Genomic DNA, 13,204 nt, shown 5'->3' with positions numbered 1-13,204 from the left:
AGATACGGGTAAATTTAAAAATCTGTGCTTTAAATAAAAAAATAACTTTAGGCACGTTACCTATTGTTCCTGTCAGAAAATCCTGGAAAAATGGAATCAGCGCTATGCATTAAAGGTTTTTAGAAAAACTCTCGTAGGTTAGTTTTGTGTCGAAGGTTGAAATTAAATTTTTAGGTTTCTTTAATATGATTAAAAAAGCATTAGATTATGATACGTTAAAAGAAAATAATTTTCGAGTTATAGAAAACAATCAACTATTAGTAGGTGCTTTTAAACCTATAAACTTAAATTATACAAAATCGCTTGCTCAACATGATGTTGCGACAAGTGTGATTTTTGGCTTGACAATGCATCAACCTCAAGTACCTGAAATACGTTTGGTTATGAAAAATAACCAGATTGTAGGTACTTTTCGAATAGATGAACGACGTGAGTTAGCTAATACGGTAGCTAATACCATACAAGCCGCTTAAATAAGATTTATAATAAAAAAATATCCCTTCTTACTGAGGTTTGACACCTTTTTACTCATCTACTACATCCTCAATAATTCTTTTTTGTATAAGCGCCTCAGGACTGTTTTTATCTGTTATTTGGCACAACTCGAAAGTTGCCTTCCATAAAGCCCAGGCTTTTGCACGAAGCCAAGTGTTTTCATCCAGGCCCATCTCCCGGAAAAAAATGTCGCGCGCTTTTCCGTTAAGAAAAGTCCATGCAATCACCAGATCGCAAGCAGGATCACCTAAAGCCATCCCGCCAAAATCAATAATAGCGGATAGTTTACCCTCATTAAGCAGCATATTACCGATGGCAAAATCACCATGAATCCATACAGGAGACTTGCTCCATTTTGTCTTACAGGCCCGCTCCCACAATTTTATCGCGTTATTCCCATCAATAATAGTTGATAGCTCTGAAATTTGATCGCGGGCGCCTTTATCATACACGCTGACATGATCGCCTCGCCACCAATTATGCTGGCCTGGAACTGGTCCTGAAACATCGGTGATATTTTGCAGTTCTTTTAAAAATCTCGCTAAATCAAATGCAAGTTTTTCAATGCATTCGTTATCCAACATGAGAAGATTAATACTCACGCCCTCCAACCATTTGTAAATGGAGAATGGATAGGGATATCTACCTGAAGCAGCGCCCATTTTGATTGGAGCTGGAATACTGACGGTTAAGCGGGGCGCGAGCTTGGGTAACAGGGATTGTTCTTTAGGCACTTTCAACGCATAAGATTCAGCAGTTGGCATGCGGATTAACATCTCCCGCCCTAAACGATAGGTGCGATTATCGTGTCCTTGTTTTTCAACCGGCTCAATGGGTAAATGAGCAAATTCGGGAAATTGCTCAGCGATGAGCTGACGTGCAAGATCGATCGTGATGTTAAATGGTTTATCGTCAGACTCAGCAGGTTCAAATCTTCTAATTAACAAATGATGTAATTTACCCGCACCAGAAACATCGCCAGACATTATGAAATCAGCCACGTGCTTAAAACCTGCTTTCATGTAGACATTTTTTGCTCTGGGATTATCGCTAGCCGGGTCGATTAGGAATGTATCTGCTGATACGTCGAATTCTTTTCTGAAAAAATCAAGAAATTCTGATAATGTTTTAGCGCCATAACCTTTGCCAAAATAATTTTTATTGCCAATCATGAAGTCAATGCCATAAGTATGGCCTGTTTTAGAAAGGTAGTTTAATTTAATGTCATCAATATGATCTTCTGCAGTTTCTTGAATCGTCATGAGCATTGCAAATGGATGACCATTACAGCTTGCTACCCAATAAACATACATGCCGTCACAATAATTCGAAGGTTCTTTTCTGCCATTTACAAAATTTAGAATATCGTCTTTATGTCCCTGCGTATTATCCCAAAACTCCTGAACAAAAGACTCTGCAAGCCAATCAAAAATAATTTCAATATGTTGCAGACCCATTTTCTCAAAGCTCAGTGTCATAACGGATTCCTCAAATAAATTCTCTGGATGATGCCATCCATCAAAGGCTTTTCGCTTGTGTAATAATTACCAAGATTACCAGAAACATGGACTTAATTATTAATAGTTTTTGAGTTATAGATTGTTTTTGAGTGTACTTTGGAGGAGGAAAATTCATATTACTGCTTCTTTAAAAAGCATTATTCTACCATATCAAGGGATAAGTTCACCTCAGGCGGTGATACATTTCTCAAGTTGGCTCCTTACCTTGTTTGATGGATGGATCCCCGCCTTCGCGGGGATGACAAATTTCTTAACTTAATGGCATTGGGTTAGAGAGTGCCATATTTCATCTGGTTGGTTGCTTATCTATAAAAGTGAAGACCAACTTAAATTGTTACGATTGGCTCGTACAGGCTCACATTCTGAGTTATTTCAATAGAGTAAGTGATAGGTCGTATTCTTTATGCCATTCAATCGTCAATGATTAAGTGATTACCTTTGAATTAATTCAAGAAAACAAAGAAATATGAAGGCTAAAATAATGTCATTGATTCAAAATAATGAGCAATGTATACTAAAAAGATTTGATTGTAAAAAGGTTCAAGATGTTCTTTTCTTATCAACTCCCTTTAAGCGTTGTCAATAATATTACCAGATTTCTCGATAAAGACAGTAAAGCACAACTTGGTAAAGTTAATCGGGCATGGAACAACTTTCCCTTTGGGGCTCAAAATCTTACCGTAAATTGTGACGATGAGGTTCCTGTTGACCAGTTGATGCCGCATTTGTTGAAGGTGTTATCAAAAAAAACAAATTCAGTATCGATTGAACGTCTGACCGCAGGATGTTCTCCATGGGCGATAAGTTATAAGGTAAACACTGGGAAAGAGAGTTTTGTTGTTCGTCAAATTCATCATGGCAGTGGAAGGCATCATGAGATTCTTGCTTCATTATTTTTTTCTGAGTCTGGGGTTGCCCCAAAAATAGAATATTTTGATTTTGCTTCTGGCATTTTTATCATGCGGTTTGTCGACAATGATCCAAATTTGTTGAGGAATCTTAATACAAACCAGCTAGAGGATTTAGCCGCCAAACTAAGACAGATTCATAAAGGGCCAAAATTAAAACGACCCTCGGAGGTTGAAAGTTCGACGCTGATATCTTTAAGGCGTACTCAACTTGAAGCCATGATTCAGAAGTATTCAGAATTTTATTTGTTAGCTTATGCCCTTGAGCAGCTCGACTATTTCGCTGCGCTAACCAGGGAGGATGCCCTTTGTCATAATGATATCAATCCTAATAATTTGTTAGCGCAACAGGATAATATTTTCTTTATTGACTGGGAATGTGCCGGTGTTAATGATGCTTTATTGGATTTGGCTACCATTGGATCGACCCTGCGTTTGAGTGTGAATCAAAGCGACATTTTGCTAGAGAAATATATTGGAAAAAAACCATCTGAAGAGCAAATGAAGCATTTTAATTTGATGAAACAGCTTGCTCTTCTACGCTTTGCGATTAGTTTTGCAGCAAATATCAAAAATCCTGAACATGTACGAATGATGGATACCAAATCTATTCCAGCATTTAATCAGTATCGACCTGACCAACATGGTGTTGTTGACAGAGGAAGTGATGCCGGTCGTTATTTCATTAGCATTATGCTAATCAGACAAGCCATGCTTACAATAAATGATTATCACTTCAAACAGGTCAATTTGTTAGAAGAGACGCCTCGAGCGCAACTGCATTATTTACCCTTACCCTATATTGTCTGGAATAAGATTTTTAACCTGCTATCGCCTATTGAACTTGCTAAATTAAAATCAGTGAGTCGAGATTGGGCGGCGATGGTTCGTTCCCTGCATAGTCAGGAGCAAACCTTTAGTCAAAAAAACGTAATGGCTTTAGCTAAATCCGAGGATATAGGTCGAAGATTATGGAATGCTTTAGTAAGCTTTATGCCTGAACCAAGAGGAACCTTGGGGCTGCTAGCAGGTGGATTATCTCCTTTTTGTCAGAATTTTTTCCTTGATACAGGCTTACACAAGTTTGTAATTAAAGTGGTGGCAAATGGTGATGTTTCATTCACTCCAGAGTGTGTAGTTAATAGTCTTGCCAGTCAACAACAAGTAGGTCCACTTGTAGAGCGCGCTGATTTTGCCAACAGAGTTCAAATTAGTGAGTTTGTTGAGAATGACATGAGCTGGTTAATCCAGCGTAAACCGTCTCATCTGGCTGAACTGGCGGCAGCATTAAGAACATTTCATTGTGCACCGCAACCCAGAATCACGAGTTTCTTCAAAAAAGATAAATTCGATGAAATGGTTGATACTGTCCTGAGACAGGCTGTAACCATGCCGTTTTTAGCGGAGTTTAAATGGGCGATCTCCCTTATTCGTCAGATTGATCCCGTGTTGGGAAAAGATATTAAGCAGGTTATTTGTCATTTTGATATTAATCCCTGGAATATTCTTTATAGTGCTAAACGACATCAGTTTAAACTGATCGACTGGGAGTTCACTCGGGTAGGTCAACCGCTTATTGATGTGGCCACTATCGCCAATTTTCTTCGCCTGAATCCGATTGAAGAAGCATTTTTTTTAATGGCGTACATCAATCAAGGCGTCAGTGTACGTGACGAGGCAACCTATCAATTGGCTAAACTATATGCGTATCTTCGCTATGCTATTTGTTCAGTGGCTATTAATGGGGATGCATCGTACACCATTGATCCAGCTATTGTAGAAAATTTACCGCGGTTTAGTGAATTTAATCCAAAATTGCATAAGATTGACAAAGGCACGGCAGAAGGGCGTTACTATATCGCCAGGATGTTTTTAAAATCTGCTGACGCATTGCTCAAGGAAGTTAACTTTGTCGAACAATTAAGAATTTTACGTGACACCGCTGCTAAGGAAATATTGGAAATTCCTCAAGTGCCTCTCCTTGAGGATGTAAGTTGTAATGGACGAGGATGTAAGTTGTAATGGACAAAACAAGCCCCCATTCTGAAGTAGTTGATGTTACAGATCCTTGTGTTGTAGTTGCAGCCAGTGTTGAATTGCCTTCAATTCATACACTGGAAGCTCTTTGGGAAGAATTGTGTCAAAAACGGGAAAGGAATTTAACCCCCAGCCAGCACCGCCAACGCTGTGATGAATTATCGTTAACCAATGCTAACTTGTTAAATGATTGGGGATTTGTCAATCAATATGGAATTTCTTCATCAGAACTATCGCAGGTTGATCCACAGCAATATCTTGCGATTCATGTGATTGATAAAGCAATAAAGTCTGTCAATCTCTCGGCAGAAATCTTGCAATCTTTCAACACGGGAGTGTTTGCCGGGGTGATGTCTGTTGATCACTTACATCGTATGATCGAAGATGGCGTCCAGGTAGATAGTCGTTTTTTTTTAAATCATTGCGAAGCCTCCATTGCTAATAAAGCCTCTCATTTTTTCAATTTTACAGGCTCGAGTAAAACGGTTAATGCGGCTTGTGCTTCTTCCTTAATTGCTGTTCAAGATGCTTGCCTTAGCCTTGAAGCGGGAGTATGTGACTGGGTGTTTGTGGTAGGTGTAAATCATATTGGCAGCAGTCACCGGTATCGCAGTTTTAGGCAAGCCGGAATGATATCTCGTTCTGGCAGTTGCAATACTTTTGCGATGCACGCAGATGGTTACATACCATTGGAAGGAGCTGTATGTCTTTTACTGACACGACAAAGTCTGGCCAAGCAACTGTATCTGAAACCAATGGCAAAAATTATTGGTATTTGTAGTAACCATAATGGTACAACGCCCAGTATGACTGCTCCCAGTGTTAAGGTTCAATCTGATTTATTAGCTAGAACAAAGGAGATGGCGGCATCACTTGATCTGAACTATGTTGAAACCCATGGTACAGGTACAAGTTTAGGCGATCCTATCGAATTAGAGGCGATTCAACAGCACTATCCGAATGTGTACATCGGTAGTATCAAGGCCAATTTAGGACATTTGGAGGCCGGAGCAGGTTTGTTGGGGATGCTAAAAGGCATTCTTGTTTTACAGCATCAACAAATTCCCCCACATCATATGACAGGGCAAGCTAACCTCCTTATGCCGGCCAACCTGCAGATTAATGAGACGATGTTGGACTATCCGCATCGACATGTCGCAGTGAGTTCTTTTGGTTTTGGCGGCAGTAATGGGCATGCTATTCTGGAGAGTGTTGCATCACCAGACATTAACATATCGTGTGATAGAAAATTACCTTTGTTACTTGCTGCAAAAGATAAAGATAATTTGCAGCTTCTTAAAACCCGGTTGAGGCAACAATATCAGCATCATGACAATTTCATAACGCATTTTGCCCTTTCCCAATTACAACAACGACATTTGCCAGAACAGAGGACGATGCTTTGGCTACTGCCAAATGGTGATTTAAGCGAATGGCAAGATACACCTGAAAAAGAGTACTGTATTGAATTGGATTTTGCTAACGAAGCTATATGCTTAGAATTGTATAATATTTGTCTAAACTATTTACCCGCACCTGTTTTAATCGAGGCCTATGGTACAGCATGCCAATTTGCTTTAAGATTTTCCCATACTGAAGGAACAATGATTCGTTTAAATAATCAGGATTATTGGTCTTTCCAGTCATTGGATAAATACATTAAAGAATTGTCTGATTTACCCCAATTACATGACGAGCAGTTTTCACAATTTATAAAACAATGTCAGTCTATCTATCAATACCAATATACATTCAAAGCATTTGCTCATGCATCGAATAACTCCCTGTTGATAAATTGTCTTCAACACGCCGCTATTCCGGCTCAAACCGAAAGCCTGATATTGCAGTTGCTGTGGTTGCGTGTTCAGTTAACGCAGAAATGGTCCTTGCAAGCTGCTGAAGAGGAGACTTTACAAACATTCCCATGGCAATATCGAGAGTGGATAGCTTTGTTTAAACAAGAGATTTGTTCTATAGAGGACGCAATTTCTATTATAAATGGTGATGTAGCGATTCAGGCATTATTATCGAATCGGTTGCCAAGTCGGATTAAATCCATTGACTATCGTCAGTTGCCCCGGCTTGCCGAATTAAAAGTTCAGCGTCCAAATACTCAGGATTGCAATGATGGGAAAGCCCATTGCCTTATTCACCTTAATGAATCCTGTATCATCCAATTGGTATCAGCTAATCAGAACAGTTCCTCAATTGACCATGCCCGTTTGTTGCAATTTTGCTGGCTGAATGGTGTTGACGCACGTTGGGACAAAGATTATCAAGACATGCCCTTTTATCGTCAGGGAATTATTGCTATGAAACAATCCGAAGCTTCGCTTTATACCGTCTGCCATCATTATAAAACCAACTCCATTGCCAAGGATATTCGGCAAATTCAATTTGAAGAGAAGGTTGGATTAACCCATTATCAACAGTTGTTATCAAACTTACACCAGTTGATAAATGAAAATAAAAAACCGGTTTTATCAATCTCCCATCCTGATAAACTCTTTTTACAACATGCCGAGTTACTGGGTAAGGCAATTTCCTTAGAGTTTGGTGATTCAACAATCTGCTGTTTTGATACTGCCGGGCATCAGTATCATCATTCTTTAGTAGAACTAAAGCCAAATACCAGGTCAGAAGCTTTCAAGACAAAAGGCCACTATGTCATTACCGGCGGTACTGGCGGCTTGGGTTTGGAGTTATGTAATTTTCTTTGTGAGAAATATGAAGCAACTGTTATCCTGATTGGCAGAAAAGCATGGTCGGAACTATCAACGACGGTAAAAGAGCGCATTGATTCGCCGCAAATAAATTATGTTCAATGTGATATCAGTAATACTCATCAATGGCTCCGTCAATTGCACTCGTTATCTGAAAAACAGCCGATTGATGCTTTATTTCATCTTGCGATTGCCACCAATGATCAACTGTTTGTGCAAATGACTGCTGAAGAATTGCAACGTGCACTGAAAGAACGTTGGGACGCTAATGCCTGGCTTGCTTCTGATCAATTAACAAGTTCTGTTAAAGCGATACATGTTTTCGCTTCGATTCAAGCGTACTTTCCTAACCTGGGAGGGAGCATTTATTGTTACGAGTCATTAATCAAGTCGACTTTACTGCGTCAAAGCCCCCATCCTGTAAAAACGCTTAGTTATTTAGGGGTTATTGATGGAATTGGCCTGGCTGCCAGAAGTGATTATCGTCAATACTTAAGCCAATATCATATGCGGCCGATTCGCTTTGATGAACTGGTGAGTCAACTTGCATGTCAGATAGCTCATCATGTCCCGGAAGCAATTATCACAAAAATTGACCGGGATGACATATTGATGAGTAAGCTTAGCGATAATCTCGATAATAATCTTGCAGATTACGTCATCTTAAGTGTGTTTTGTCAATTATGCCAGGCTACGGAATCTTTTCAGGGCCATTTCCAATTATTGTATGCTGAATTAAAGAAATTATGGCAAGAAAAAGAATTGTCATTAGATGATGTTGAGAATTACCAAAAGGAAATACTCAGGTTAAGGCAACTGTTATTGGCAAGCGACTATCGCGGAAGACTCAGTTTATTTGATACGGTAATTAACCAATACAGCCAGATAATGAATCGAAGCATTCCTGCCCATCAGGTTATTTTTCCATCTGGCCAGACCGATTTAGTTGAATCGTTTTATAAGGGACATAGTAGTGCAGATTTTGCCAATATCGCTTTGGCAAGAGAGTTAAGGGAGCTCATTGATCGGAATAAAAAGTTACGTATTTTAGAGGTTGGAGCGGGAAGCGGGGCGACTACTCTGGAACTATTGTCTCAGCTTAAACCCCAGGATCAGATTGAATATACCTTTACCGATATTTCACAGGCATTGGTTAATAAGGCACGAAGCAAATTATCTTCTCCATACGCCCATATGAACTTTTGTGCGCTAAATATTGATGATATAAAAAGCGGACATCCCTTTGAAAAACAATTCGATGTAATTATCGCTACTAATGTTATTCATGCCACGCCGTCTATCCTCGAAACCTTACAAAAATTAAAGCGCTGCCTAAACGATCAAGGAACTTTGTTAGTTAATGAATTAATTGAAAAAACGCCTTATACCACGGCTATTTTTGGCCTTTTTGAAGGGTGGTGGAAAACGCAAGACAGTCAATATCGTATCCAGGGTTCGCCTTTATTATGCTCATTTTCCTGGTTGAAACTTCTTAAAGAGGTTGGACTCACCCAGATAAAAACGATAGCTAGCCCTCTTCATAGTTTTAATCCTCAACAACAAGTTTTTGTGGCTACAATGCTTCAGGAAAAAGACACGAACGAACTCAATCCTTCTTGCTCATCACCTGATGGATTCAGCCTGGAGGATCTAAAGAGCAGGATTGCTGCTACTCTGCATATTGATTCAAATGGGATATCTGCATCAGCAAAACTGTCTGAACTGGGATTTGATTCTTTAAGTTTAAGTGATTTATACCAAAAGTTACGTCCTCATTTTAATAGCCTTAGCATTGCCGATTTATTTGCTGATCACAGTGTAGCCTCGCTTGCCGGTTATTTGGGTGTGTCACAGCATCAACAAGAGGAAAGAAAGGGTGAAAAAGCCGGGGCGCCCGTTGCAGAAAAGGATATCGCAATTATTGGTTTAAGCTATCAGTTACCTCATGGTGGTTATGAAAGTTTTGAAGCTATGCTGGAAGCAGGAGGCACTGCTTTTTCCGAAGTGCCTGTCAGCCGTTGGGCGCAAAAGGACTATTTCCATAAAGAACCTATGCCAGGGCATAACTATGCAAGTAAGGGAAGCTTTCTGGAAAACATTGATTGTTTTGATGCTGCTTTCTTTACTATTTCTCCACGTGAGGCTCGGTTAATTGATCCCCAAGAGCGATTGCTGCTGCAAAATGCTTATCATGCTTTAGAGGCGGGAGGGTGCTTGCCTGTCCATGATAACAATCAAATTGGTGTTTTTATTGGGTTAAGCGGTAACTATTATAGCTGGTGTTACGAGTGGCAAAATCAATCTCATGCAAATTCAGCCTGCAGTTATTGGTCTGCTGCAAATAGAATCTCTTATGCGTTAAATTTACATGGACCCAGCCTGACCGTAGACACCGCATGTTCATCTTCCTTAACGGCGTTACACTTGGCTTGCCAATCATTATTATCTGGTGAAACCGAGATTGCTTTGGCGGGCGCCGCAAATCTGATTGTACATCCTCGTCAGATGGTGGAGTTAAGTGATCTCAGAATGCTTTCCCCGACTGATCAAAACAATAGTTTTGCTGAGAATGGAGATGGTTTTGTTTATGCCGAAGGAATAGTGGTACTTTGTCTAAAAAGATTGTCGCAGGCGATAGAGGACGGAGATTATATTCATGCAGTAATTAAAGCGACGGCGCTTAATTCCGGTGGTAAAACTCATGGATATACAGTACCCAATGTTCATTTGCAAGAAGAGGTTATTCAAAAGGCTTTAACGAAAGCCAATATTCAGCATGAACAAGTATGCTTTGTTGAAACCCATGGCACCGCAACAAAATTAGGCGATCCGATTGAGACGAAAGCCTTGTCCACAGTGTTTACTCATTCACTTGGCATTTCATCTGTCAAAAGTAATATGGGGCATAGCGAGGCATGCGCTGGATTTGCGGGGCTTGTTAAACTTATTTTGCAATATCGAAATAATTGCCTTTATGGCAATGCGCATTCTTTGCCGTTGAATCCTTATTGTGACTTTGATCAAAATAAATTACGCGTATTGCAGAGCAAAGAACAGTGGTCAGTTGCGGCTGGCTCTCGTTTATGTGGTTTGAGTTCCTTTGGTGCTGGTGGAAGTAATGGTCATGCAATCCTTAGCGATTATGTTAATCAACCAAAAGCAGAAACTCTTCTTTATCCCTTCGCCAGAACCCGTTATTGGTATACTGAGACAAAGACGCAAGCCATTATCCTTGATAGGCAAGAGTACTATTTTTCTCAGCACCAATTGTTTGGAACCCCCATTCTTCCTGGGGTAGCTCATATATACTATATGGCGCAGTTTGCCTTTAGTAAATTTAACAGCCAGGTTTTGCAGTTGAATGACATACAGTGGTTATCGCCTATTTTCTGTGAACAAGAAGAGGATAATGTTGAAATCAAGCTGAATCATGAAATAAAAGATAATCAGCTGAAAATCAGTTTAGATAATATAAAACCTCATTCCAGACTTATTGCCCAGCGAATGGAGCTAATGGAATTATCTCTCAATGATAAAATGAAGGGCTGTGTCCACGCTTACCCTGTGGCGTCTATTTATCAAACGTTTCGTGAAAAAGGATGGTTTCATGGACCGGCATTCCAAGGTATTAAAAGCCTGTTGATCGATCAAAACAAGCAATGTTGTGTTGCAAGCATCCAGCTTGATAGTGCTGTAGCAGATGAAAATTATACCCTTGCCCCTGGATTGTTCGACTCGGTTCTGCAGTGTGTATCAGTGCTGCAAGGAGAACTGCCCGCCAATCAAGTGTATATCCCGCAGTCCATTCAGCAACTTAAGTTGTATCGACCGTGGCCTAAATCGTTTCAAGTATTTTGTGAAACCATTGAAAACAGTGTTAATCAAGTGCAATACCATATCACTTTGTTTGATGAAAATCAGAGAATCATCACGGCAATTCATGCCTTTCGCATGGTGCCTATTCATCTTCAACAGGTGGTTTCAAAGAGTCAATTAAATTATTTACAACCAACATGGCAAGGATTAGTAATACCTGATGCGGGGACACTCTCCCAAGGCAGCGTTCCTTATTCGCAAATAGAGATCCTGGATTATAACCAGCTGAAACAGTGCATGCTGCAGATGAAACGCGATATTGATATCTATAGACGCCATAAATACATTGCTGTTTTTAAGTTAAATAAGAGTAATCAAGTCTTTGCTCATGCCTGGAATGGATTTTTACAGACCTTAACTGCTGAATATTCCTGGTTTAATTATCTGTTTTATGTCCTGGATCTTGCTAAGCCTCCAGTCTCTCCTCATCCGGCCACGGGGCATCTCCCCGTGTCTGGGGAGATGGGCAAAAAAAGGGCGGTTCTTTGGGAGGAAAATGATCTGGGGAACTTGCCATATACCGCCAATTTATCAGGCATGGTCATGGTTAATTCATCTAACCAGTTAATGTCTCGTCACTATCAAACCATAAAGCCGGATGTATCATCCAACCCCTTCAAATCCAATGGACATTACATCATTACTGGCGGACTAGGGGGTATAGCAAAGCAAATTGCTGCCTATCTTGCTGAACGCTATCAGGCAAAAATATTACTGCTGGGGCGGAGGGAAGCGAAGGACCAATCCTCATGGCTTGCTGCCCATGCTATTGATTATCAACAAGTCGATGTATGTGATCAAGAACAGCTGGCTGAGGCTATTAGTAGGTTTAAAAAACAATATGGCGTTATTCATGGAATCATTCATGCTGCCGGATGGCAGCAGGACAAGCTGCTTTGCAATTTGGATGCTTCAGATATTGATGCAGTAATGCGGGTAAAAATTGAGGGTGTGATTCACCTTGATAATTTATTGTCCTCGGAAAAGCTCGATTTCTTTCTCTTGTTGTCTTCTTACGCTTCTATTCTGCCTAATCCGGGACAAGCTCATTATGCAGCAGCAAATGCATACCTTGATTCCTTCGCTCACCAACGGGAATATGCACGTCTTTCAGGAAAACGGTATGGCAAAACCATTGCCTTGAATAGTCCGTTCTGGACAACGGCAGGAATGAGTATTCCGAAGAACATACAAGCCCGTATGATGCAAGAATGGGGCATGGGGGGACTGAGCGCGCAGCAAGGAATAAATCTGCTATCACAGACTCTTTCCTGTGATTCCCCACAAGTTGTTGGCATTAACGGAAGCAAGGAGCGCTTAATAGCATCATTAGTAAACAAAAAAATTCCATTAAGCACCCATTTGGCGCAGCCAGTTGACACGGTGCCTCCCTTCACTTCCAAGATAGCTGATAGTAATATGATTGAACAAATAATAGCTGAGATTATTGAGCAAGCACTCCCTCTTGACCGTAGTAAAAGTTTTGGTGATTTAGGTTACAACTCCATTACCTTATCGGAACTGGCCGTGCGTTTGAATGGAGTAGTCAATGAATCGCTTACTGCGGCTTCTTTTTATGATTACCAAACGGTTGGTGAATTTTTGGATGCTTTTCAAATTCATCCATTAGAAAAATTACCCATTT

The 13,204-nt window shown here is 40.2% G+C and carries 4 protein-coding genes and 1 pseudogene (1 of these 5 cut by a window edge); 4 read left to right on the top strand and 1 reads right to left on the bottom strand.

The window, feature by feature from the left end; genetic code table 11:
- Nucleotides 1-185: 185 nt before the first annotated feature.
- Nucleotides 186-473 (top strand): hypothetical protein, encoded by a 288-nt coding sequence (locus ACFORL_RS09685; protein WP_382343465.1) that lies wholly within the window; start codon nucleotides 186-188, stop codon nucleotides 471-473.
- Between the two features lie 51 nt (nucleotides 474-524).
- On the opposite strand, the gene ACFORL_RS09680 is transcribed toward ACFORL_RS09685, so the two are convergent.
- Nucleotides 525-1,973 (bottom strand): GNAT family N-acetyltransferase, encoded by a 1,449-nt coding sequence (locus tag ACFORL_RS09680; RefSeq protein WP_382343463.1) that lies wholly within the window; start codon nucleotides 1,971-1,973, stop codon nucleotides 525-527.
- Nucleotides 1,974-2,286: 313 nt separating this feature from the next.
- Here ACFORL_RS09680 and ACFORL_RS09675 point away from each other — a divergent pair.
- The 3 genes and pseudogenes from ACFORL_RS09675 to ACFORL_RS09665 form a co-directional block, all read left to right on the top strand.
- Nucleotides 2,287-2,394, top strand: a pseudogene (locus tag ACFORL_RS09675) (type II toxin-antitoxin system mRNA interferase toxin, RelE/StbE family); the annotation flags it as partial.
- Between the two features lie 145 nt (nucleotides 2,395-2,539).
- Nucleotides 2,540-4,945 (top strand): phosphotransferase, encoded by a 2,406-nt coding sequence (locus ACFORL_RS09670; RefSeq protein WP_382343461.1) that lies wholly within the window; start codon nucleotides 2,540-2,542, stop codon nucleotides 4,943-4,945.
- On the top strand, nucleotides 4,945-13,204 hold the 5' portion of the coding sequence (locus tag ACFORL_RS09665; protein WP_382343459.1) for an SDR family NAD(P)-dependent oxidoreductase. 3,848 nt of this gene lie beyond the right edge of the window; the window shows 8,260 of its 12,108 coding nt (coding positions 1-8,260); its start codon is at nucleotides 4,945-4,947; its stop codon lies off the right edge, out of view. Before ACFORL_RS09670 ends, ACFORL_RS09665 begins: the two co-directional genes overlap by 1 nt.

Origin of the sequence: Legionella dresdenensis (assembly GCF_042649825.1) — a bacterium.
GTDB classification, from domain to species: Bacteria; Pseudomonadota; Gammaproteobacteria; order Legionellales; family Legionellaceae; genus Legionella_C; species Legionella_C dresdenensis.
The sequence above is the reverse complement of the archived record's forward strand: the minus strand, read 5'-3'. Positions and strand labels throughout refer to the sequence as shown.